The organism is Dinoroseobacter shibae DFL 12 = DSM 16493, assembly GCF_000018145.1.
In the GTDB taxonomy this organism is placed as follows: domain Bacteria; phylum Pseudomonadota; class Alphaproteobacteria; order Rhodobacterales; family Rhodobacteraceae; genus Dinoroseobacter; species Dinoroseobacter shibae.
The window spans coordinates 2,885,764-2,907,537 of the sequence record NC_009952.1 but is presented as its reverse complement, the minus strand read 5'-3'; the positions used below and the strand labels follow the sequence as shown (position 1 = coordinate 2,907,537).

The window sequence follows — 21,774 nt, the reverse complement described above, 5'->3', positions numbered from 1 at the left end:
GCCCCCCAAGGTCCGGGCGGGATCAGACCAACCGGCTGACCTCCTTGGCGGCGCGCACGAAATCGGCAAAGAGCGGGTGCGGCGCGAAGGGTTTGGATTTCAGCTCCGGGTGGAATTGCACGCCGATGAACCAGGGGTGATCCTTGACCTCGACGATCTCGGGCAAACGCCCGTCCGGGGACATGCCCGAGAAGATCAGCCCCTCGGCCTGCAACTGGTCGCGATACTGGATATCGACCTCGTAGCGATGGCGGTGCCGTTCCTCGATGGTGGTGCTGCCATAGATCTGCGCGACTTTCGAACCCTCGACCAGCTTCGCGGTATAGGCCCCGAGCCGCATGGTGCCGCCCTTGTCGTCATCGACCTTGCGTTCGACCTTGTGGTTGCCCTGCACCCATTCCTTGAGGTGATAGACCACCGGGGTGAAGCGGCGCTTGCCCGCCTCGTGGTCGAATTCCTCCGAGCCAGCATCGGTCAGGTCCGTCAGGTGCCGGGCGCTTTCGATCACCGCCATCTGCATGCCGAGGCAGATGCCGAGGTAGGGGATCTTGTGCTCGCGTGCGAATTGGGCGGCCTTGATCTTGCCCTCGGTGCCCCGTTCGCCAAAACCGCCGGGCACGAGGATCGCGTCGAACTTTTCCAGATGCGGGACCGGGTCCTCGCGCTCGAATATCTCGGCGTCGATCCATTCGGATTTCACCTTCACCCGGTTGGCCATGCCGCCATGGGTCAGCGCCTCGGCAATGGATTTATAGGCATCCTCGAGCTGGGTATACTTCCCGACGATGGCGACGTTCACTTCGCCTTCGGGGTTGTGGATCCGGTCGGCCACGTCGTGCCAGACCGTCAGGTCGGGCTTGGGCGCGGGCGAGATGCTGAAGGCGTCGAGCACGGCCTGGTCCAGGCCTTCGCGGTGATAGGCGAGGGGGGCTTCGTAGATCGATTTGAGGTCCTGCGCAGCGATCACGCTTTCGGGCCGGACGTTGCAGAAGAGTGCAAGCTTGTCGCGCTCCTTCTGTGGGATCGGTCCCTCGGAGCGGCAGACCAGCACATCGGGCGCGATGCCGATGGAGCGCAACTCCTTGACCGAGTGTTGGGTCGGCTTGGTCTTCAACTCGCCCGAGGCCGCGATATAGGGCAGCAGGGTGAGGTGCATGAAGATGCACTGGCCGCGGGGCTTGTCCTGGCCGAACTGGCGGATCGCCTCGAAGAAGGGCAGCCCTTCGATGTCGCCCACGGTGCCGCCGATCTCGCAGAGCATGAAATCGACCTCGTCCTCGCCGATCGAGATGAAGTCCTTGATCTCGTTGGTGACGTGGGGGATGACCTGGATCGTCTTGCCGAGGTAGTCGCCACGCCGTTCCTTTTCGAGAACATTCGAATAGATCCGGCCGGAGCTGACGGAATCGGTCCTGCGCGCGGCCACGCCGGTGAAGCGCTCGTAATGGCCGAGGTCCAGATCGGTCTCGGCGCCGTCATCGGTGACGAAGACTTCGCCATGCTCGAACGGGCTCATGGTGCCGGGATCGACGTTCAGATAGGGGTCGAGCTTGCGCAGGCGGACCGAGAAGCCGCGGGCCTGAAGGAGTGCGCCGAGGGCTGCCGAGGCCAGTCCCTTGCCCAGCGAAGAGACGACTCCGCCCGTGATGAATACAAAGCGTGCCATATGGGCCCGAGTCCCCCAAGTCCTGCCCCGTCAGCCGGGGTCTTCCGATGATTTTGCTGGAAAGGACGCGGGGGTTTCGCACCCCCGAACCCGTGTCTCCACGGGATTTGACCTATAGAAGATTCGCCCGAGTTTGGCAACCGGACCGCAATATCCTGCGGCCAGCGTTAACTTTTTCCCTAGGGATTGCGTTAGTCTGCCCGCGGCGGCAGCGCCGGTTGATCCGTTGCCGCCGGCGGCAGCAGATCGGACGCGGGCGGAAGCTGCTCGTTGCTCTCGACCGGGGGCGGGACAGGCTGGTCGGTCAGCCGGTCGAGCACCGAGGCGTTGTTCGAGTTCGCCGCGGCCAGAATTGTCAGGGTGATCGAGGTGCCAATGAACGCGACGGCGAGGATCCAGGTCATCTTGCCGAGGGCCGTCGCCGCGGACCGGCCGGTCATGGCCCCGCCGCCACCGCCGCCGCCCATGCCCAGGCCACCGCCTTCGGACCGCTGGAGCAGCACGACGCCGATCAGCGCGAGCGCAAGGAGCAGGTGGACGATCAGGATGACGTTTTCCATGGACGGTTCGGCCTCGTTATGCGGACCCCGGCTACCTAAGGCGTTGCGATGCGGCTCGCAAGCCCCGAGATGCCCCGGGTAGCCAGATCTCCGCTATTCGCGGCTCGGCTTGCGCGTTGCGATGGATTTAGCGGTTTCCACCTCTTCTGCGCGTCGATATACCGACGCGGGTTTGCAAGACACAACGCAAGAGGGCCGAGATGGCGAATGTAGTGGTCGTGGGCGCGCAATGGGGCGACGAGGGCAAGGGCAAGATCGTGGACTGGCTCTCGGAACGTGCGGACGTGATCGCGCGGTTTCAGGGGGGGCACAATGCGGGCCATACCCTGGTCATCGACGGCACCGTCTACAAGCTGCATGCGCTGCCCTCGGGCGTGGTGCGCGGCGGCAAGCTGAGCGTGATCGGCAACGGCGTCGTGCTCGATCCCTGGCATCTGGTGGCCGAGATCGAGACCGTGCGCGCCCAAGGGGTGGAGATCACGCCCGAGACGCTGATGATCGCGGAGAACACGCCGCTCATCCTGCCCATTCATGGCGAGCTGGACCGCGCCCGTGAAGAGGCGGCTTCCAAAGGCACCAAGATCGGGACGACCGGACGCGGGATCGGTCCGGCCTATGAAGACAAGGTGGGGCGGCGGTCCGTGCGGGTCGCGGATCTTGCCGATGATGCCACGCTGGAGGCGCGGGTGGACCGTGCGTTGCAGCACCATGATCCACTGCGGCGCGGCTTGGGCATCGAGGCGGTGGACCGCGATGGGCTGATCGCGCAACTCAAGGAGATTGCCCCGGCGATCCTGACCTATGCAGCGCCGGTCTGGAAGGTGCTGAACGAGAAGCGCAAGGCCGGGCACCGGATCCTGTTCGAGGGGGCGCAGGGGGCGCTTCTGGACATCGATTTCGGGACCTACCCGTTCGTGACCTCGTCGAACGTGATCGCCGGGCAGGCGGCCACCGGGGTCGGGATCGGTCCGGGGGCGATCGACTACGTTCTGGGGATCGTGAAGGCCTATACCACGCGGGTGGGCGAGGGGCCGTTCCCGACCGAGCTTGACGATGCGGATGGTCAGCGGCTGGGCGAGCGGGGACACGAGTTCGGCACGACCACCGGGCGCAAGCGGCGTTGCGGCTGGTTCGATGCGGCGCTGGTGCGGCAGACCTGTGCCACTTCCGGGGTGAACGGGATCGCGTTGACGAAACTCGATGTGTTGGACGGGTTCGAGACGCTGAAAATCTGCGTGGGTTACGATCTGGATGGCAAGGTGCTGGACTATCTGCCCACGGCCGCGGACCAGCAGGGGCGCTGCGCCCCGATCTACGAAGAGATGGACGGGTGGTCGGAAAGCACCGAGGGCGCGCGCAGTTGGGCGGACCTGCCTGGGAATGCGGTGAAATACGTTCGCCGGATCGAAGAGTTGATCCAGTGTCCCGTGGCCCTACTATCCACGTCACCCGAACGGGACGACACCATCCTGGTGACCGACCCCTTCGCGGACTGAGACCGGCAGGAGGCGAACCCCAACATGGCATTGTCCTACAAGGCGCGGAAGCGGTGGTCGCTGGTCATCCTGTTGGTGGGCCTGCCCGTCTACATCGTCGCGGCGGTGAACGTGGTGGAGCTGTTCGAGCGCCCCTCGATCCTGGTCGAGCTGCTGATCTACGTGGCACTTGGCATCGTCTGGGCCTTGCCGTTCAAGTTCGTGTTCAAGGGGGTGGGCAAGGCCGACCCGGATGCGCCGCCGGAAACGGACGGTCGCTGACCGGCCTGACCTGAGGACGGTTTTCGCCAATGCCGGGCGCGGTCAGCCGTTGGCGACGAATTGCGAGTCGGTCGAGATCACGAACTGGCCCCGGTCGATCTTGGCGATCGTGCCGTTGCGCAGCAGGTCGCCGAAGCTGCGCAGGGAGGCTTCGCGGCTGAAACTACGGTCGCGGTCATGGCGCATGACCATGTGCATGACTTCCGGACGCGAAAAATGAGTCTTGCCCTCGACGGTGCTGAGATAAGCTGCAGCGGCTTCCAGCAGGTCTTGCAACTCCGTCGCGCCCACGGTCTCGGCGTACTCGGCAAAGCCGCTGTCCTGGGCGCGGGTACTGTCCTGGGCATTCAGGGCAGAGCGGGTGATGCGCCGTGGGCGCACCGCGCTTGCCTCGGGGTCGCTGTCCACACGTGCCTGTGGGCGCAGGACGAGCGGGGCGATATTGCTCTCGCAATCTGGGGCTGCGTCCGTGGCGACGATGGCCGCCACGTCTTCGCGAAAGGCATGATCATTGTCCGGTTCGGGCGCCGAGTCCGTGTTGCGCTTGGAGCCAAGCCGGTCGGCCAGGGTCGCGGCAACGGCGGCCTTGAGGTGCGATAGCGCGTTCTGCCGGCGCTGCGTGCCGTCCTCCTGCAAGGCACCTTCGGATTGCGCGAGGAGACGATCCACCAGCGCGTCGCCGGGCGTTTCGGAAACCACGTTCTCGTCCTGATCGGCGCCGATGTTCTCGGCATCTGCCTCATCGTGGGCGGTTTCGGTGTCGTCGAAATCCGCGCCCTCGGAAGCGGTCACATGTAGTTGGAAGGCCTCTGGCCGGGGGGCGCCGCGCCCCCTGGTCAGGCGCGCTGCAGCCTCGAGGTCTTCTTCCGTCAGTCCGCGCGACGCGGGGAAGAGCACGTCTGGAGCGTCCTCTTCCCATGCGTCGGGTTCTGTGTCCTCCACGGGTGCCGGAGCGGTCTCGATCGCATCCTCGTGGCTGTCATCCTGCACCTCTGAGACCCAATCGGCATGGTCCGGCGTTTCAGGGGGCACCGACGCGATCTCTGGATCGTCCACGTCGACCGCGTCTTCTTCGGGACGAAAGGCCGCAGGCGCGGACTGGTCGTCCTCGTCCGCGGCAGGAGGAAGGGCCACGGTCGCCGCCACGTCGACCTCTTCGGCGTGGGACGGGTCGGTCCCGGCCACGGTCTCGGGGTCGGGCGCCGCCCGGCCCGCCTCTTCGTCCTCTTGGTCGATTGCCTGTGCCGCCGGGCTGGTCCGAACGGGGACCTCGTCGGTCAGATCGTCCGTCTCGACGTCCTCGAAACCGGGCATTGCCGAGGCCGGGGACGTTGTCACATTGGCTGCCACCACGGAGCGGATCCGCTGCAGTTTCGCGGCGATGCTAGTCGCGCTCAGGCCGCTGTCATCGGCGAGGCTGCGCGCCTTGAGCGCGGGCTCCGGAAGGTCCGTCGAGGGCATCTGGAACAGCTGCGAGACCTCCGCCGCCGGGGAGGCCGGCGCCTCGGAGCTTTCGGCAGCGGGCATCTCGGCGGCGGCATCTTGCTGCCAGAGCGCGACCTCGCGCGCTGCCAGGTCTGAGAGATCGGGCATATCGCTCTCGACAAATACCGCGGGCTCGGAGACGACGTCAGCGACGTCAGCGACGTCAGCGACCGCCGTGTCATCCTCTGTGGCGCTGTCGTCGGCCTCGTCTGGCATGCGCGCTTCGGCCTGATCCTCGGTCGGGCGGGTGGAAGCCTGGCGAAGATGCACGGCATCACCCTGCATTTCGGCCTCCACGGATTTGCGGGAGGCGTTTTCCGCAATGGCGTGTAGCATCTGCACATCCGGTGTCGGGGGTTCGGCACCGAAATACCGATCGTCGGCCGCGAGGTCGCGAAAATACTCCGCGATGTCCTTCATGGCCGAAAACGGATCGTCGAACCCTTCGAGCGTGCAGGAAAAGGTGCCATACGACACTGTCAGGATCTTGCTCTGTCCAACCATCTGCCTGCTCACTTCCTTCCCCCGAGCCAGCCTCGAGAATCTACCCGCGGCTATTTCCATTTCACAAACAAAAACCGGAAACCGGTGGTGATCGCGCTCTAATGTGGTTGCAGTTCGTTAAGGAACTCCAAATTATCGCCGAATGCGGCAAAACAATGAAAACCCGGCCACATTCGTGACACATTTGGGGGCCGGACCGGCGACGCCGGAGGTGATTGCGCGGGCGTTGGCGATCGCACCGATTCTCGTGGCCGTGGATGGGGGTGTGGCCCATGCCGTCGCGACGGGGCAGGTGCCTGCGCGGATCATCGGCGATCTGGACAGCCAGCCCGCCGCGCTTCCCGAGGCATTCGCGCAGGTCCCCGTGACCCGGATCGCCGAGCAGGACAGCACGGATTTCGACAAGGCGTTGCGGAGCACCGACTGCGACCTGAGCGTTGGGGTCGGGTTCCTGGGCGGGCGCGTGGATCACGAGTTGGCCTGCCTGCATAGCCTGGCCGTGCATGCGTCGCGTCGCGTCGTGCTTTTGTCGGAAACCGATGCGGTGACACTGATGCCCCCCGAGGGGCGGATGCGCCTGCCGCCGGGCACGCGGCTGTCGCTGTTTCCCCTGGCTCCGGTGGAGGTGACAAGCGCGGGCGTGCGCTGGCCGCTGGCGGGCGAGGTGCTCGATCCGCTGCGGCGGGTCGGAACCTCCAATGAAACAACGGCCCGAGAGGTCACTTTCGCAGTCTCGGCGCCCTGCTGCCTGATCATCGTGCCGGCCAGCGAGGTGCGGGCCCTGGTCGAGATGCGGCTGAGTGCGCCGCCGTGGTCGCGGGACATGGGCTGAAAATTCGCCCCATCCGCGCTTGACCTTCCGGAAATCCATACACACTCTCGCGCCCCATCCGGTTTTCGCGCATAAAGCCGTCACGCACAGTCAGGAGCCCCCGCCATGTCCGGAGAAATGTCGCCCATCGACCGCGCCAAGTACGTCGCCGCGAAGCGCGCGGTGGGCTTTGTCGAGGACGGGATGCGGGTCGGGCTCGGGACCGGGTCCACGGCGGCCTGGATGGTGCGCCACCTGGCCGAGACCGTCGACCAGGAGGGAATGGACATCACCTGCGTGGCCACCTCCACCCGCACGGCGGAGCTGGCGCGGGATCTCAAGCTGCACGTCACGACGCTGGACGAGGTGAAGTGGCTCGATCTGACCATCGACGGGGCGGATGAGTTTGACCCGACCCTGAACCTGATCAAGGGCGGTGGCGGGGCGCTCTTGCAGGAAAAGATCGTCGCAACGGCATCCGATCGCATGATCGTGATCACGGATGCGTCCAAGGCGGTCGCTACGCTTGGGGCCTTCCCGCTGCCGGTGGAGGTGATTCGCTTCGGCTGGGAAACGACGCGGACATTGATCGAGGAAACCCTCGTCAACGTGGATGTGGGTGGGCGCGAGGCTATCCTGCGGATGGAAAACGGCATGCCTTACGTCACCGACGAGGGCAATTTCATCGTCGATCTGCACCTGGAGCGGATCGGCAACCCCCGGCAAGTCTCGCTGGTGCTCAACCAGTTGCCAGGGGTGGTGGAGAACGGGCTTTTCCTCGACATCTGTGACGTGGTGGTCATCGGCAAGAGCGACGGGTCGGTGGAACTGCGCGATATCAACGAGGGCTCGGTGCACCAAGAGCAGGTTGAAGTCACCGCGACCGGCAACGTATTCTCCGACCTGTAAAGAGGCAGGCCGGTTGGGTCGGCACGGCAAGACAGGAGCGGCCCCATGAGTTTTGACTATGATCTGTTCGTCATCGGAGGAGGCTCCGGCGGCGTCAGGGCCGCGCGGGTCGCCGCCGCCGAAGGGGCGAAGGTGGCCTTGGCCGAAGAATACCGCATGGGCGGGACCTGCGTGATCCGCGGCTGCGTGCCCAAGAAACTGATGGTTTTCGCGTCCGGCTATCGCGAAATGCCGGGCGAGGCGCGCGCGTACGGCTGGGACGTGCCAGACGGGGTTTTTGACTGGGTGCCCTTCCGGGACAAGCTGCACAGCGAGCTCGACCGGCTGGAGCAGGTCTATCGTGGCCTGCTCAAGGGCTCGGAAGTGGAGGTCTTCGACACCCGCGCCACCCTCAAGGATCCGCATACCGTGGCGCTGGCCGATGGCGGCACGAAGACCGCCAAGCATATCCTGATCGCCACCGGCGGCCACCCCGTGCGGCCGGACCTTCCCAACGCGGAGTTGGGCATCACCTCCAACGATATCTTCAATTTCGAAACCCTGCCCAAGTCGATCCTGATCATCGGCGGGGGCTATATCGCGTGCGAGTTTGCCTGCATCCTCAACGGCTTGGGCGTGGAGGTCACGCAATTCTACCGCGGGGCGCAGGTTCTGCGGGGCTTCGACGACGAGGCGCGCGGGCTCGTCGCGGAATCCATGCGCGAGAAGGGGATCGGGCTGCATCTGGGCACCAATATCGTCGAGATGCGCGCGGCGGCGGATGCAGAAAACGCCACTACCCTGACCGGGACCGACCCGGCCATGGGCGCGCCCGCCCAGGAGGCCGAGGCATTGACGCCGAAAGCGCGAAAGGGCGGGCCGATCTGGGTCAAGGCCACCAACGGCATGACCGGAGTTTACGACCAGGTGCTGTTTGCCACCGGGCGCGATCCGTCGACCGAAGGGCTCGGGCTGGAGGCCGCGGGGGTCGAGACCGGGCGTCGCGGCGAGATCTTGGTCGATGCCTATTCCCAGACCAGCGTGCCGTCGATCTATGCCATCGGGGACGTGACCAACCGGGTCCAGTTGACCCCGGTGGCGATCCGCGAGGGCATGGCCTTCGTCGAGACCGTGTTCAAGGGCAACCCGACCAAGCCCGACCACGACCTGATCCCGTCCGCGATCTTCACCCAGCCCGAGCTGGGCACGATCGGGATGAGCGAGGAGGAAGCCCGCGAACAGGAGCCGGTGGATATCTACTGCACCTCCTTCCGGGCGATGCGCGAAGCCTTCGCGGGCAAGACCGACCGCGTGCTGATGAAACTCGTGGTCAGCAAGGCCACCGACAAGGTGCTGGGCTGCCACATCGTGGCCGAGCATGCGGGCGAGATGATCCAGCTTGCGGGTATCGCGGTGAAAATGGGGGCCACGAAGGCGGATTTCGACCGGGTCTGCGCCGTGCATCCGACGATCTCGGAGGAACTGGTCACAATGAAATCACCGGTGCGAAGTGCTTGATAATCGGGCGCGCACAACCATGTCCTGAAGGGACTGATGAAGTTATGACTACGACAAGGAAATCGGATGGCGAATAACAACGGTGGACCCTGGGGCGGCGGGGGTGGTCGCAACGGTGGAGACAACCGAGGCGGAGACAATCGTGGCGGGCGACGGCCCGGCGGACCGGGTGACAACGGTCAGATTCCCGAAATCGACGAAATCATGAAGAAGGGCCAGGAGCAGCTTCGGGTTCTCATGGGCGGTCGCGGCGGCGGGTCGAACGGGCGTGGCCCGGGCGGCGGCGGCGGTCCGCGGATCACCAAGGGAACGGTCGGGCTGGCCGGGATCGCGATCCTGGGCCTGTGGCTCTATTCCTCGTTCTACACGGTGCGTCCGGAAGAGCAGTCGGTGGAATTGTTCCTCGGCGAGTTCTCCGCGGTGGGCAACCCGGGTCTGAACTTCGCGCCCTGGCCGCTGGTGACCGCAGAAGTGCTGCCGGTCACGCGGGAAAACACCGAAGAGATCGGCACGTCGCGGAACGGTGCACGTGGCGAGGACGGTCTGATGCTGACCACGGACGAGAACATCGTGGACATCGACTTCGACGTGGTCTGGAACATTTCCGATCCCGCGGCTTTCCTGTTCAACCTGCGTGACGGGCAACAGACCGTGCGCGCGGTCTCCGAGGCCTCCATGCGCGAGGTCATCGCACGATCCGAACTGGCACCGATCCTGAACCGCGATCGCGAACTGATCGCCCAACAGGTGCAGGACCTGATCCAGACCACGCTCGACAGTTACGACAGCGGCATCAACATCGTGCGTCTCAACCTCGACCGGGCAGACCCGCCCGAGCAGGTGATCGATGCGTTCCGCGAAGTGCAGGCCGCCGAGCAGGAACGCGACCGTCTCGAACGGCAGGCGGATGCCTATGCCAACCGGGTGCTCGCGGGCGCGCGGGGTGAGGCTGCACAGCTTCTCGAACAGGCCGAAGCCTACCGGGCGCAGGTCGTCAACGAAGCCGAGGGTGAAGCCAGCCGCTTCACCGCAGTTCTGGCCGAGTATCAGAACGCACCGGAAGTGACCCGAAAGCGTCTCTATCTCGAGACGATGGAACGTGTGCTTGGCGGGATCGACAAGGTGATCCTCGATGAGGGCGCGTCGGGCGGCCAGGGCGTTGTGCCCTATCTGCCGATCAACGAGTTGCGCCGCAGTGCAGGGGAGACGAACTGATGAAAAAGGGACCCATTGGCCTGATCGCCCTGGCCGTCGTCGGCTTCGTTGCGATCAACTCGGTCTTTATCGTGGACGAACGCGAAAAGGCCCTGGTGCTGCAGTTCGGTCAGATCAAGGCCGTGAAGGAAGAGCCCGGACTCGCGTTCAAAATCCCGTTCATCCAGGAAGTCGTGCGCTATGATGACCGGATCCTGAGCCTCGATACACAGCAGATCGAAGTCACGCCTTCGGATGACCGGCGCCTCGTGGTCGACGCGTTCGCGCGCTACCGGATCGCGGATGTGGTTCAGTTCCGGCAGGCGGTCGGTGTCGGCGGCATGCGGGCGGCCGAGCAGCGGCTCGAAGGCATCCTGAACCCGCAGATCCGGGCCGTTCTTGGTTCGGACGGGGTGACGTCGAACACCATCCTTTCGGCGGATCGTGGCACGCTTGCCGCGCGGATCACTGCCGGGGTGCGCAGCCGTGCGGCGGATATCGGGCTGGAGGTTGTCGACGTGCGGCTCAAGCAGACCAACCTGCCCACCCAGAACCTCGACGCGACCTTCGCGCGGATGCGGGCGGAACGGGAACGGGAGGCCGCGGACGAGATCGCGCGCGGTGAAGAGGCCGCACAGCGGGTTCGCGCCCAGGCCGACCGGACCGTGGTCGAACTGGTGTCCGAGAGCCAGAAGGAAGCGGACATCACCCGAGGTGAGGCCGACGCCCGTCGGAACGCCATCTTCGCGGCGGCGTTCGGGGCCGACCCTGACTTCTTCGAGTTCTATCGCTCGATGACCGCCTATGAGCGTGCGCTGCAGGGCAACAATTCCACCATGGTGATCGCGCCGGACAGCGAGTTCTTCGACTATCTCGACGGCTCTGACGCCGTGTCGGGGCGTCCTGTCCCGTAATGGACGTCTTTCTGACCGCCCTCGGGCTGGTGCTTGTGATCGAGGGGCTGGTGTTCGCACTGGCCCCTTCGCGTATCGAGGACCTGCTGGAAATGTTCGCGCGGATGCCCCTGAGCACCCGCCGCACCTTGGGTTTGGGCGCAATCGCCCTAGGTGTTCTGATCGTAGCACTTGGAAAGACCTTGGCGGGATGATCCCGCCGTGGAACACTCTTTTCACACCGACGTGACGGGCCGAGAGACCTGCCAAGGTTGAAACGACGCGCCACGATGCGAATATCTGTGGCAATCCGGGCCAGATCCCCGGAATACGAAAATGACCCGCTTTCCCGTGGCGGAGTTTCAGGAGGACCCCAAGAGTGAATAGAACAGACCCTCAGCGACCCCAGGCCCGGATCCTGGCGAAGGTCGCAACGCCCGCGGGCGTGCCCCGTGCGGCGCAGGCCGCCGCCGGGGCGCTGCTTGCGCTGGCCCTGCTGCTCGCGCAGACGCTGATCGTGCAGGCACGTGAAATCCCCGGCAGTTTTGCCGACCTCGCCGAGCGTGTGAGCCCGGCGGTCGTCAACATCACAACCTCGACCAATGTCGCCACCCCGGGCGGGCCGCAACCGATGGTGCCCGAGGGCTCGCCCCTCGAAGACTTCTTCCGCGATTTCATGGATCGGCAGGAGCAGGATGGTCGCCCCGCACCCCGGCAGCGGCGCTCCAACGCGCTCGGCTCCGGCTTCGTGATCTCCGAGGACGGCTATATCGTCACGAACAATCACGTGATCGAGCAGGCCGACGAGATCCTGATCGAGTTCTTCTCCGGTGAAGAGCTGGCGGCAGAGGTCGTCGGCACCGACCCCAACACCGATATCGCGCTCTTGAAGGTCGAAAGCGACACGCCGCTGCCGTTCGTCACCTTCGGGGACAGCGATGCGGCCCGCGTGGGCGATTGGGTGATGGCCGTGGGCAACCCGCTGGGCCAGGGTTTCTCGGTCTCGGCCGGGATCGTCTCGGCGCGCAACCGGGCGCTTTCGGGCACCTATGACGATTACATCCAGACCGACGCGGCGATCAACCGGGGCAACTCGGGCGGACCGCTGTTCAACATGGACGGTGAAGTCATCGGCGTGAACACCGCGATCCTGTCGCCCAACGGTGGCTCTATCGGGATCGGTTTTTCCATGGCAGCCGGTGTCGTGACCAACGTGGTCGATCAGCTCAAGGAATTCGGCGAGACCCGCCGCGGCTGGCTGGGCGTGCGCATCCAGGACGTGACCGACGACGTGGCCGAAGCCCTCGGGCTGGAGCAGGCCGCCGGGGCGCTCGTGACCGATGTGCCGGACGGCCCGTCGCTCGATGCCGGGATGGAGGCGGGGGACGTGATCCTCACCTTCGACGGGCGCGACGTGGAGGACACCCGTGAGCTGGTCCAGATCGTCGGCAACACAGCGGTCGGCAAGGCCGTGCGCGTCGTGGTGTTCCGCGACGGCGCAACCCAGACCCTGCTGGTGACCCTTGGGCGTCGCGAAGAGGCGGAGCGGGCGATCCCGGCTTCCGCGTCTGCGGATGAAGAGATCCTCGAGAAGGAGATCATGGGCCTGACCGTCAGCGAGTTGACCGATGAGCTGCGCGAGCAGCTCGGGATCGCGGCGAGCGATACCGGGCTTGTCGTGGCCGATATCGACGAGACCTCGGAGGCCTTCGACAAGGGTCTGCGCGCGGGCGATCTCATCGTCGAGGCCGCACAGGTCCGTGTGACGACCATCGAAGAGTTCGAAGAGCGGGTCGAGGCCGCCAAGGAGGCGGGGCGCAAGTCCATCCTCGTGCTGGTGCGCCGGGATGGCGACCCCCGTTTCGTGGCCCTTTCGCTGAGCTGATCGCGGCCAAGACAGGTGACACAGACGCCCCCGGTCCTGCCGGGGGCGTTTTTCTATGGGTCGATGGCCGATCCGGGCAGAGAGGGGGCGCGTGAACCGGGGCCGGGCGCGGCTAGGGCTGATCCGCGGCGCGACAGATCTCGGGGCGCAGCAGGTCGTCGAGCAGGTGCGAGCAATCCTCGATATCCTCGGCGATCAGGTGCAATACCGCGCCCTCGCGCTGAATGCGTCCGGTCACGCGCAGCATCCGACCCGCGATCACGGCCCGGCGAAACCGCTCGTAGATCGCGTTCCAGACCACCACGTTGATGGTGCCGGTCTCATCCTCCAGCGTGATGAAGATGACCCCATGGGCGGTGCCGGGTCTCTGGCGCAGCAGGACGAGCCCGGCCACCCGCACCCGCGCACCGTTCGGCGGGCGGTCCAGCAGCTGCGCCGGAACGCAGGCCGGGGGGCGTGGCCAGGAGGCCGGGGCGAGAGTGATCGACATTCGGAACATATAAAGAACATTTGTCCTGCGTTGCAAGGCTGGCAAATCCCTGCGCACTGAATTATGTCCAACCGAAATGTCCAATGCAGAATGAGGATGGGGCCAGCATGGCGAAGATCACCTACGTGGAACACAACGGCACCGAGCATGTGGTTGACGTGGCCAATGGCCTGACCGTGATGGAAGGCGCGCGGGACAACAACATTCCCGGCATCGAGGCCGATTGCGGCGGCGCCTGTGCGTGTTCGACCTGCCATGTCTATGTCCATCCCGACTGGGTCGGCAAGCTGCCGGGCAAGGAAGCGATGGAAGAAGACATGCTCGATTTTGCCTATCAGCCGGACCCGGTCCGGTCGCGCCTGACCTGCCAGATCAAGGTGTCCGAGGCGCTGGACGGGCTCGTGGTCCAGATGCCCGAAAAGCAGATCTGATGCCGACCCGGGCGCCGCGTCGCCCGTGGCGCCCATGGCACCGGATCGCCCGCGGCGCGCTGCAGGCCGCGGCGCTCTTGGCGGGCGTTGCAGGCGCTCCGGTGGCGGCGGAGGGCGTTGTGAGCGCCCGGTATGCCGAGGAAACGACGCGCTATGCCCATGGCGTGCTTGGAGATACCATCGAGTATGGCGCGCTGATCCTCGACACCTCCGAGGGGCGCCGCTTGCGCATTGTCCTGCCGGCGCATTCGGTGTTCGAGGATCTTGCGCCCCGGGTCGTGGATCTCGATGACGATGGGAAGGCAGAGGTGATCGTGGTCGAGAGCCATCGCGATCTCGGCGCGCAACTGGCGATTTATGGCCCCGGTGGCAAGATCGCGGCGACCCCGCATATCGGTCAGACCAACCGCTGGCTGGCCCCGATCGGGGCAGCAGACCTGGACGGGGATGGGGCGATGGAGATCGCCTATATCGACCGCCCGCACCTGGCCAGGATCCTGCGTGTCTGGCGTTATGCGGAAGGGCGGCTGTCCGAGGTCGCGCAACAGCCGGGTCTGACCAACCATCGCATCGGCGAGGATTTCATCTCGGGCGGCATTCGGGATTGCGGGTCGGGGCCGGAAATGATCGTGGCGCGGGGCGATTGGCGCGGTACGGTCGCGCTTGACCTGATCGACGGGCAGCTCCGCGAGACCGCGTTGCCCTTTGTGCCTTCATCGGACGGCTTCGCGCAAGCCCTGGGGTGTGCCGACCGCTGAGCCGGCGGTGTGGGTGGCACGCCCCGACCCCGGGTGCCAGTCTTACGAGAACCCGCGGGTTTCGATCGTGATCCCGGCGCCGCAATGTTTGCAATGGACCGCGTCCGGCTCGTGTCGGCTCAGCCCGCAGCCGCCGCACACATGGTGCACCTTGCTCGGCAGGAAGATCACCCGCGCAAGGTTCAAGAACAGCGAGACCCCGATGATCATGATCCCGACGGAGACCAGCTTGCCGGTCACCGTCGTCGGGGTGATGTCCCCGTAGCCCGTGGTGGTGAAGGTCGTCACCGTGAAGTAGATCGCGTCGATATACCCCGGCACACCGCCCTGCAGCCCGACGAAAAACGTGAATACCCCCGCCGCGGTAACGAACACGAATACCACGAGGTTCAGCGCCGCGCCAAGGGCGTCCTCATGTTCGCGAAAGAACCGCCAGTCACGCCGGAGATCCGCCAAAAGATACTCCGAATGCCCCAACCGCAGTCCCCGCAAGATCCGCAGGAAGGCGAGGTTGACCGCCGTGATCGGGTTGAGCAGCAGCGCTCCCAACACCACGATATCGGCCAGAACGTAGATCCGCAGCATGTAGCGCACCCGATCTTGCGCGATCAGAACCCGGCAAGCGAGGTCCAGCGCGATGATCAGCGCGAGCAGCATGTGCAAGAGGCTCTGCGCGGGCGAGACCGGAAAGGGTGTGGCAAGAATGAAGTAAACGACCGTCAGCAGGTCGAACACCATAAGTCCATACCGGAACCGGACCGCTTTCCGGGACCGTCCGGTATAGAGTGTGGTAATGGCGTACTTCACAGGCTTTGAACTTTCGCAGGCTGCGCGCGGAATTGGACGCGAATCCGATCCTCCATTCAACCCCATTGCCGCTGGCGCGCCGCGCGCAACCCGGACCTGCATGCGCGAACATGCGCACGGCAGCCATTTTGCGCAGGGCACTACGTTGCGGAGTCCGCAGCCGGTTTCGGCAGTGCCCCCCTAGAGCGCCCGCCAGCCGATATCGCGGCGGCAGAACCCTTCGGGCCAGTCGATCGCATCGACCATCGCGTAGGCGCTGGCCTGGGCTTCGGCGAGGGTATCGGCCCGGGCGGTGACGTTCAGCACCCGCCCGCCATGGGCCTCCAGCCGACCGGACGCCCGCTTCGTGCCGGCGTGAAAGACCATGCGGAAGCTGTCCTCGACCAGATCGTCCAGCCCGCGGATCTCCGTACCTTTCTCGTAGCCCCCGGGATAGCCCTTCGCCGCCATGACCACGGTCAGGGCGTGATCGTCGGCCCAGGTCACCTGTGCGGCGTCCAGCCGCCCTTCGGCACAGGCGAGCATCAGGTCGAGCGCCTGCGCCCCCAGCCGCATCATCAAAACCTGGCATTCCGGGTCGCCGAAACGCGCATTGTATTCCACCAGCCGCGCGCGCCCGTCCGCGATCATCAGCCCGGCGTAGAGAACACCCTGGTAGGGCATGCCGCGTCGCGTCATCTCGGCCATGCAGGGGCGGATGATCTCGTCCAGCGCCTGCGCGGCAATGGCATCGGTCAGCACCGGCGCCGGAGAATAGGCGCCCATGCCGCCCGTGTTCGGCCCCTTGTCGCCGTCGAAGGCGCGCTTGTAGTCCTGGGCGCTGCCGATCGGCAGCACCGTCTCGCCGTCGCAGAGCACGAAGAAGGACGCCTCCTCGCCGGTCATGAATTCCTCGATCACCACCTCGGCGCCCGCGCCGCCGAAGGCCCCACCGAACATGTCGTCGACGGCGGCCAGTGCCTCGGCCTCGGTCATCGCCACGATCACCCCCTTGCCTGCGGCCAGCCCGTCGGCCTTGACCACGATGGGCGCGCCCTGCGCCTGGACATAGGCGCGCGCGGCGGCGGCGTCGGTGAAATGGGCATAGGCGGCGGTCGGGGCCCCGGTGGCATCGCAGATCTGCTTGGTGAAGGTTTTCGATGCCTCCAGCTGTGCTGCGGCGGCCGAAGGCCCGAAACACAAGACCCCCGCCTCGCGCAACCGGTCGGCCACGCCCGCGGCCAGCGGCGCCTCCGGCCCGATGATCACGAAATCGATGGCCGCATCGGCGGCAAAGCTCGCCACGGCGCCCGGATCCTCGATATCCAGCATGGCGCACTCGGCGATCTCGGCCATGCCCGCATTGCCCGGCGCCACGATCAGCCGGTCGCATTTGGGGTTCTGGGCCGCGGCCCAGGCCAGGCTGTGCTCGCGCCCGCCGCTGCCGAGGATAAGGATGTTCATGGGGCCTGCGTCCTTTGTCTTTCGCCGGAGGTTGCGGCGTTCTAAGGTGCGCGGAAGGGCGAGGCAAGCGAGGCGAGATGTCCGATTTCGATCTGATCGACGATCCCCAGCCGGGGCAGAACGCGCCGGAATTCACGGTGTCCGAGTTGTCGGGCGCGATCAAGCGCACCCTGGAGGGCGAATTCGGCCGCGTCCGCGTCAGGGGCGAGATCGGGCGGGTGATGCGCGCCAAGTCGGGCCACCTCTATTTCGACCTCAAGGATGCCCGCGCCGTGATCAATTGCACCACCTGGAAAGGGCAGGTGTCGGGCCTGGGCGTAATGCCCGAAGAGGGGCTGGAGGTCGTGGCCGAGGGCAAGCTGAGCGCGTATGCGCCCGCCTCGCGCTACAATATCAACGTGGACCGGATCTCGGTGGCCGGGATCGGCGCGCTCATGGCGATGCTGGAGAAGCGCAAGGCCGCACTGACGGCCGAGGGCCTGTTCGAGGCGTCGCGCAAGCAGCCGCTGCCCTTCCTGCCCGAGGTGATCGGGGTCGTGACCAGCCCTTCGGGCGCGGTGATCCGCGACATCCTGCACCGGCTGCGCGACCGTTGCCCGCGCAAGGTGCTGATCTGGCCGGTGGCGGTGCAGGGGCAGAACTGCGCGCCCGAGGTGGCGAATGCCATCCGCGGCTTCAATGCGCTTGGCCCCGGCGGGCCGTTGCCGCGCCCGGACCTGCTGATCGTGGCGCGCGGTGGCGGCAGCCTGGAGGATCTCTGGGGGTTCAACGAGGAAATCGTGGTCCGCGCGGCGGCCGAGAGCGATATCCCCCTGATCTCCGCCGTGGGGCACGAGACGGACACGACGCTGATCGATTACGCCGCCGATTGGCGCGCGCCCACGCCCACGGCAGCGGCCGAGCGCGCCGTGCCGGTGCGGCTCGACCTGTTGGCCGCCCTGGACAGCCTGGGGTCGCGGATGCTGACCGGGCTGACCGGCGGGGTGCGCGCGCGGGCGCAGCGGGTGCGTGACCTGTCGCGGGCTTTGCCGCGCAGCGAGGATTTGCTGAGCACCCCGCGCCAGCGGCTCGACCATGCAACGGCGCGCCTGCCCGCGGCGCTGCGCAGTGCCACCCAGACCAAGCGCGGCGCGCTCACCCAGGCCGCGGCGGTGCTGCGCCCCCGGCTCCTCGCGGGCCGGATCGAGGCCGAGCGCAAGGATCTGCGTGCGGCCAGCGCGCGGCTCGGCGCGGCCCTGCCGCGCGCGGTCGCTGCGCAGGCGGAGCGCCTGAGAACACGCGTGGCCCGGCTACGGGGCGAGATTTTGACCCAGGGGCGCGCCCGCGATCAGCAGCGGCTGGAGGCCCTCTCGGCCCGCCTGTCCCGGGCAGGCACGGCCCAAGTCCGGACCTGGCGCAGAACACTCGACGGGCTCGACCGGGTGCGCGCCACCGTGGGCTACGAGGCGACCCTCAAGCGTGGCTACGCCGTGGTCCGCGACCAGGACAGCATCGTCACCACCGCCGCGGCCGCGGCAACCCATCCCAGCCTGGAGGTACAATTCGCCGATGGCCGCGTGACCGTGATCCCGAACGCCTCCGCCGAGGGCGCCAGGCCCCGAAAGGGCCGGTCGAAATCCGCCCCGGACGACCAAGGCTCGCTTTTCTGACTGAAACCCGCATCTTCATCTTTGCCCAAATACTCCGGGGGAGGCGCGCGCAGCGCCCCCTCCCGCGCTCAGGCCCCGAAATAGGGCCGGTCGCAGATCAGGGGCGCCGGGCTTTCGCGTCGTCCGACCAGATCGTCCGCGGGATCGGCCCCCAGCGCACGCCCGACCAAGCCGTCGGGCTGGTCGAAGAAATGCCAGCACTGGGGCTCGGTCGGCGCGTATTCGTAAACAAAGCAGATCGCGTCCCCCTGCGGATACCACTGCCCGAAGCGGCACTCCTCCCCGGAAAACCGCCAGATGACCCTGCCGTCGGGCTTGTAGGTCTCCGCCCCATAGGCAAACCCGTGCTGCTCGAAATAGATGGTCTTGCCGGTCACGCGCGCGGCGAATTCCGGACCGGAGAGCGGCGGGCTCTCCTCCAGTGCCGCGGCGGGGAGCGTGAGGGCGAGACAGGCGAGGGCAGGGCGGATCATTGGATCAGACTGCCACAGGGGCGGGCTGGCGTCGATCCCTCGCAGGCGGAGGCCCGCGTGCTCTTCCCCTCGCGGCCATGTGGGATTAGGTGTCAGGGGCAAGCGCACACTCGCGAGAAGGCCCCCGATGTCGTTTTTCAAGAAGCTCAAAAGCCGGATGTTCAAATCTTCCTCCAAGCTGGAGGAAGGGCTCGATGCGATTGTCGAGGAGGGGGGCGAGGCCGATCCGTCCCCGGAGGATCCCCCGCGCGCCGCGCCCCCGGCACAGCCACGCCCGGCGGTGCCCGAGGATCCCGTCCCGGACCCCGGCGACACCCCGCCCCCGGTCGACAGCTTCCCCGCCACGCGGGAGACCGACCCGTCCGAGGCGCCGACGGACGACACACCGCACCTGGTCGAAGAAACCACCGTTCCGAGGGAGCCCTCCGACGCGCTGGACGCCGACGGCCTGCCGCGCGCGCCGGAGCCCGACATCCCGGTCGAGGCGGACCCGATCCCGGTGCCCGAGCCCGATCCCACGCCGGAGCCCGAGCCCGAGCCTGTTGCGCCTGCTTCGCCTGTGCCTCAGCCTTCCCCCGAACCCGAACCCGAACCCGAACCCGAACCCGAACCCGAACCCGAACCCGAACCCCAGCCTGAGCCTGCCAAAAAGCCAGGGCTGATGGGGCGGCTTTTCGGGGGCGGGAGTGCGCCCGCGGCGGACCCTGCGCCGCAACCTGCCGCCGCGCCCACGCCCATGCCCATGCCTACCCCGACCCCGCCGGCCCCCTCCGCCGCCCCTGCGCCGACCCTGCGCCGAGTGATGGACGACGCGATGCTGGAGAGCCTCGAAGAGGTGCTGATCGCGGCGGATATGGGCGTCGACACGGCGCTGCGGGTCAGTGCGAACATCGCGGAAGGGCGGATGGGCCGAAAGGTCTCCACCAACGAGATCAAGCGCATCCTCGCCGACGAGATCGCCCGCATCATGGAGCCGGTGGCCAAGCCCCTGCCGATCTATCCCAAGCGGCCGCAGGTGGTGCTGGTGGTGGGCGTCAACGGGTCGGGCAAGACCACGACCATCGGCAAGCTCGCCAGCCAGTTCAAGGCCGCGGGCAAATCCGTGGTGATCGCCGCGGGCGATACGTTCCGCGCGGCGGCGGTCGAACAGTTGCAGGTCTGGGGCGACCGGGCCGGGGTGCCGGTGCTGACAGCCCCCGAGGGGTCCGACCCGGCCTCTTTGGCCTTCGATGCGATCAAGCAGGCGCAGGCCTCGGGCGCGGACCTGTTGATGATCGACACTGCCGGGCGGCTGCAAAACCGCGCCGACCTGATGGAAGAGCTGGCCAAGATCGTCCGGGTGATCCGCAAGGTGGACGAGACCGCGCCACACAACACCCTGCTGGTGCTGGACGCCACCACGGGCCAGAACGCGCTCAGCCAGGTGGAGACCTTCCGCAAGCTCGCGGATGTCTCGGGCCTGGTGATGACCAAGCTCGACGGCACGGCCAAGGGGGGTGTCCTGGTGGCGCTGGCCGACAAGTTCGGTTTGCCGATCCATGCCATCGGGGTGGGGGAGCAGATCGACGATCTCGCCCCCTTCGACCCGGAGGAGTTCGCCGATGCACTCACCGGGTATGAGCGCTAGACGCAGGTGAGGATGCGCGCAACATGAGCGCCTGGCTCGTGTCCCTCGAAGGGACGGCGGATGGCAAGACGCTCGCCCTGATCCTCGCGCTGACCGCGGCGGTGCTGCATGCGGTGTTCGGCGCGCTGCAGAAGGGGCGCCACGACCCCTGGCTGTCCCGCGGGGCGATCGACACCGTGCTGTTCGTGATGGCGGCGCCACTGGCGCTCTGGGTGGTGCCCTGGCCCGAGCCGCATATGTGGCCGATCTTCGCCGGGGTCTTCGTGATCCATACGGCCTACAAGACCCTGCAGGCCTTCGCCTATTCCAAGGGCGCCTATACGGTCGTCTACCCGGTGGTGCGCGGCACGGGGCCCCTGTTCACGGTAATCGGGGCCTATTTCGTCTTTGGGGAGTATTTCACGGCGACCCAGTGGCTGGGGGTCGCGGTGCTTCTGGCGGGGATCTTCGGGCTGGCGGCCTACAACCTCGTGCATATCGAGATCGACCGGGACACGCTGGTCCCGGCGCTCTGGCTGGCGGTGGCGACGGGGCTCTTCGTGGCGCTCTATACCACCTATGACGCATACGGTATCCGCGCCACGGCGGACCCCTTCACCTTCCTCGCGTGGTTCTTCTTCATCGACAGCGTGGTCTTTCCGGTGCTGGCGGTCCTGCGCTGGCGCCGCATGGCCGATGCACCCCGCCTGGCACCCCTGGCTCTGCGGGGCGTGATCGGGGCGGTGGTGGCCTGGGGCAGCTTCGGCTCGGTGATGATCGCCACCCGGCTCGACAAGGTGGGCGAGGCCGCGATCCTGCGGGAAACCTCGACCGTTTTCGCCGCCGTGATCGGCTGGGTCTTCCTGAAAGAGACCGTGGGGCCGCGACGGATGGGCCTGATGGCATTGATCGCGGCGGGAGCTGTGATAGTTGAGTTGGGAGCATGAGCGAAAGGC

At 66.5% G+C, this 21,774-nt stretch carries 21 protein-coding genes; 14 read left to right on the top strand and 7 right to left on the bottom strand.

Features of this window, described 5'->3' with window-relative positions; all coding sequences use genetic code 11:
- Positions 1–22: 22 nt before the first annotated feature.
- Positions 23–1,666: a CTP synthase gene (locus DSHI_RS13930; RefSeq protein WP_012179405.1), complete on the bottom strand. Its 1,644-nt coding sequence runs from the start codon at positions 1,664–1,666 to the stop codon at positions 23–25.
- Positions 1,667–1,857: 191 nt separating this feature from the next.
- Complete coding sequence (secG, locus tag DSHI_RS13925; protein WP_012179404.1) at positions 1,858–2,226, bottom strand: preprotein translocase subunit SecG; 369 nt, start codon at positions 2,224–2,226, stop codon at positions 1,858–1,860.
- A gap of 200 nt (positions 2,227–2,426) precedes the next feature.
- Between secG and DSHI_RS13920 the strand changes: the two genes are divergently transcribed.
- Positions 2,427–3,722 carry an adenylosuccinate synthase gene (locus DSHI_RS13920; RefSeq protein ID WP_012179403.1) on the top strand — a complete coding sequence of 432 codons (1,296 nt, stop codon included), beginning with the start codon at positions 2,427–2,429 and terminating at the stop codon, positions 3,720–3,722.
- A gap of 24 nt (positions 3,723–3,746) precedes the next feature.
- Complete coding sequence (locus tag DSHI_RS13915) at positions 3,747–3,983, top strand: DUF2842 domain-containing protein (protein ID WP_012179402.1); 237 nt, start codon at positions 3,747–3,749, stop codon at positions 3,981–3,983.
- Positions 3,984–4,025: 42 nt separating this feature from the next.
- Here the strand turns inward: DSHI_RS13915 and DSHI_RS13910 are convergent, their stop codons facing one another.
- Complete coding sequence (locus DSHI_RS13910; protein WP_012179401.1) at positions 4,026–5,972, bottom strand: hypothetical protein; 1,947 nt, start codon at positions 5,970–5,972, stop codon at positions 4,026–4,028.
- Positions 5,973–6,147: 175 nt separating this feature from the next.
- Between DSHI_RS13910 and DSHI_RS13905 the strand changes: the two genes are divergently transcribed.
- The 7 genes from DSHI_RS13905 (at position 6,148) to DSHI_RS13875 (ending at position 13,161) form a co-directional block, all read left to right on the top strand.
- Positions 6,148–6,804: a thiamine diphosphokinase gene (locus DSHI_RS13905; protein WP_157865337.1), complete on the top strand. Its 657-nt coding sequence runs from the start codon at positions 6,148–6,150 to the stop codon at positions 6,802–6,804.
- Between the two features lie 105 nt (positions 6,805–6,909).
- On the top strand, positions 6,910–7,692 hold the full coding sequence (gene rpiA, locus DSHI_RS13900) for a ribose-5-phosphate isomerase RpiA (RefSeq protein ID WP_012179399.1): 783 nt from the start codon (positions 6,910–6,912) through the stop codon (positions 7,690–7,692).
- A 45-nt stretch (positions 7,693–7,737) separates the two neighbouring features.
- Positions 7,738–9,189, top strand: a complete 1,452-nt coding sequence (locus DSHI_RS13895) for an FAD-dependent oxidoreductase (protein WP_012179398.1) — start codon at positions 7,738–7,740, stop codon at positions 9,187–9,189.
- A 66-nt stretch (positions 9,190–9,255) separates the two neighbouring features.
- Positions 9,256–10,404, top strand: a complete 1,149-nt coding sequence (gene hflK / locus DSHI_RS13890) for an FtsH protease activity modulator HflK (RefSeq protein WP_012179397.1) — start codon at positions 9,256–9,258, stop codon at positions 10,402–10,404.
- Positions 10,404–11,297, top strand: a complete 894-nt coding sequence (gene hflC, locus DSHI_RS13885; protein WP_012179396.1) for a protease modulator HflC — start codon at positions 10,404–10,406, stop codon at positions 11,295–11,297. The genes hflK and hflC overlap by 1 nt, the downstream gene beginning before the upstream one ends.
- Positions 11,297–11,491, top strand: a complete 195-nt coding sequence (locus tag DSHI_RS13880; RefSeq protein WP_012179395.1) for a DUF2065 domain-containing protein — start codon at positions 11,297–11,299, stop codon at positions 11,489–11,491. Before hflC ends, DSHI_RS13880 begins: the two co-directional genes overlap by 1 nt.
- A 230-nt stretch (positions 11,492–11,721) precedes the next feature.
- Entirely contained in the window at positions 11,722–13,161 is a 1,440-nt protein-coding gene (locus DSHI_RS13875; RefSeq protein WP_050757849.1) for a DegQ family serine endoprotease, read from the top strand.
- A gap of 112 nt (positions 13,162–13,273) precedes the next feature.
- Here the strand turns inward: DSHI_RS13875 and DSHI_RS13870 are convergent, their stop codons facing one another.
- A complete protein-coding gene (locus DSHI_RS13870) occupies positions 13,274–13,651 on the bottom strand; it encodes an OB-fold nucleic acid binding domain-containing protein (RefSeq protein WP_245533014.1) in 378 nt (125 codons plus the stop codon).
- Between the two features lie 107 nt (positions 13,652–13,758).
- Between DSHI_RS13870 and DSHI_RS13865 the strand changes: the two genes are divergently transcribed.
- Both DSHI_RS13865 and DSHI_RS13860 read left to right on the top strand, forming a co-directional pair.
- Complete coding sequence (locus tag DSHI_RS13865) at positions 13,759–14,082, top strand: 2Fe-2S iron-sulfur cluster-binding protein (RefSeq protein WP_012179392.1); 324 nt, start codon at positions 13,759–13,761, stop codon at positions 14,080–14,082.
- Positions 14,082–14,840 (top strand): FG-GAP repeat domain-containing protein, encoded by a 759-nt coding sequence (locus DSHI_RS13860; protein ID WP_012179391.1) that lies wholly within the window; start codon positions 14,082–14,084, stop codon positions 14,838–14,840. Before DSHI_RS13865 ends, DSHI_RS13860 begins: the two co-directional genes overlap by 1 nt.
- A 42-nt stretch (positions 14,841–14,882) precedes the next feature.
- Here DSHI_RS13860 and DSHI_RS13855 read toward each other — a convergent pair whose 3' ends face one another.
- A complete protein-coding gene (locus tag DSHI_RS13855) occupies positions 14,883–15,578 on the bottom strand; it encodes a potassium channel family protein (RefSeq protein WP_245533084.1) in 696 nt (231 codons plus the stop codon).
- 249 nt (positions 15,579–15,827) lie between these two features.
- Positions 15,828–17,090 carry a phosphoribosylamine--glycine ligase gene (purD, locus tag DSHI_RS13850; protein WP_012179389.1) on the bottom strand — a complete coding sequence of 421 codons (1,263 nt, stop codon included), beginning with the start codon at positions 17,088–17,090 and terminating at the stop codon, positions 15,828–15,830.
- Positions 17,091–17,167: 77 nt separating this feature from the next.
- On the opposite strand from purD, the gene xseA reads away from it, so the two are divergent.
- Positions 17,168–18,739, top strand: coding sequence for an exodeoxyribonuclease VII large subunit (gene xseA / locus DSHI_RS13845; protein WP_012179388.1), 1,572 nt, complete (start codon positions 17,168–17,170; stop codon positions 18,737–18,739).
- A 68-nt stretch (positions 18,740–18,807) separates the two neighbouring features.
- On the opposite strand, the gene DSHI_RS13840 is transcribed toward xseA, so the two are convergent.
- Positions 18,808–19,212, bottom strand: a complete 405-nt coding sequence (locus tag DSHI_RS13840) for a hypothetical protein (protein WP_012179387.1) — start codon at positions 19,210–19,212, stop codon at positions 18,808–18,810.
- A 127-nt stretch (positions 19,213–19,339) separates the two neighbouring features.
- On the opposite strand from DSHI_RS13840, the gene ftsY reads away from it, so the two are divergent.
- Both ftsY and DSHI_RS13830 read left to right on the top strand, forming a co-directional pair.
- Positions 19,340–20,839, top strand: coding sequence for a signal recognition particle-docking protein FtsY (gene ftsY / locus DSHI_RS13835; RefSeq protein WP_012179386.1), 1,500 nt, complete (start codon positions 19,340–19,342; stop codon positions 20,837–20,839).
- 23 nt (positions 20,840–20,862) lie between these two features.
- Complete coding sequence (locus DSHI_RS13830; protein WP_012179385.1) at positions 20,863–21,765, top strand: EamA family transporter; 903 nt, start codon at positions 20,863–20,865, stop codon at positions 21,763–21,765.
- Positions 21,766–21,774 lie beyond the last annotated feature (9 nt).

Excerpts from the sequence above, each read along its gene's own strand:
- DSHI_RS13930 (WP_012179405.1), bottom strand. The coding sequence starts at position 1,666 with ATGGCACGCTTTGTATTCATCACGGGCGGAGTCGTCTCTTCGCTGGGC.
- secG (WP_012179404.1), bottom strand. The coding sequence starts at position 2,226 with ATGGAAAACGTCATCCTGATCGTCCACCTGCTCCTTGCGCTCGCGCTG.
- DSHI_RS13920 (WP_012179403.1), top strand. The coding sequence starts at position 2,427 with ATGGCGAATGTAGTGGTCGTGGGCGCGCAATGGGGCGACGAGGGCAAG.
- DSHI_RS13915 (WP_012179402.1), top strand. The coding sequence starts at position 3,747 with ATGGCATTGTCCTACAAGGCGCGGAAGCGGTGGTCGCTGGTCATCCTG.
- DSHI_RS13910 (WP_012179401.1), bottom strand. The coding sequence starts at position 5,972 with ATGGTTGGACAGAGCAAGATCCTGACAGTGTCGTATGGCACCTTTTCC.
- rpiA (WP_012179399.1), top strand. The coding sequence starts at position 6,910 with ATGTCCGGAGAAATGTCGCCCATCGACCGCGCCAAGTACGTCGCCGCG.
- DSHI_RS13895 (WP_012179398.1), top strand. The coding sequence starts at position 7,738 with ATGAGTTTTGACTATGATCTGTTCGTCATCGGAGGAGGCTCCGGCGGC.
- hflK (WP_012179397.1), top strand. The coding sequence starts at position 9,256 with ATGGCGAATAACAACGGTGGACCCTGGGGCGGCGGGGGTGGTCGCAAC.
- hflC (WP_012179396.1), top strand. The coding sequence starts at position 10,404 with ATGAAAAAGGGACCCATTGGCCTGATCGCCCTGGCCGTCGTCGGCTTC.
- DSHI_RS13880 (WP_012179395.1), top strand. The coding sequence starts at position 11,297 with ATGGACGTCTTTCTGACCGCCCTCGGGCTGGTGCTTGTGATCGAGGGG.
- DSHI_RS13870 (WP_245533014.1), bottom strand. The coding sequence starts at position 13,651 with ATGTCGATCACTCTCGCCCCGGCCTCCTGGCCACGCCCCCCGGCCTGC.
- DSHI_RS13865 (WP_012179392.1), top strand. The coding sequence starts at position 13,759 with ATGGCGAAGATCACCTACGTGGAACACAACGGCACCGAGCATGTGGTT.
- DSHI_RS13860 (WP_012179391.1), top strand. The coding sequence starts at position 14,082 with ATGCCGACCCGGGCGCCGCGTCGCCCGTGGCGCCCATGGCACCGGATC.
- DSHI_RS13855 (WP_245533084.1), bottom strand. The coding sequence starts at position 15,578 with ATGGTGTTCGACCTGCTGACGGTCGTTTACTTCATTCTTGCCACACCC.
- purD (WP_012179389.1), bottom strand. The coding sequence starts at position 17,090 with ATGAACATCCTTATCCTCGGCAGCGGCGGGCGCGAGCACAGCCTGGCC.
- xseA (WP_012179388.1), top strand. The coding sequence starts at position 17,168 with ATGTCCGATTTCGATCTGATCGACGATCCCCAGCCGGGGCAGAACGCG.
- DSHI_RS13840 (WP_012179387.1), bottom strand. The coding sequence starts at position 19,212 with ATGATCCGCCCTGCCCTCGCCTGTCTCGCCCTCACGCTCCCCGCCGCG.
- ftsY (WP_012179386.1), top strand. The coding sequence starts at position 19,340 with ATGTCGTTTTTCAAGAAGCTCAAAAGCCGGATGTTCAAATCTTCCTCC.
- DSHI_RS13830 (WP_012179385.1), top strand. The coding sequence starts at position 20,863 with ATGAGCGCCTGGCTCGTGTCCCTCGAAGGGACGGCGGATGGCAAGACG.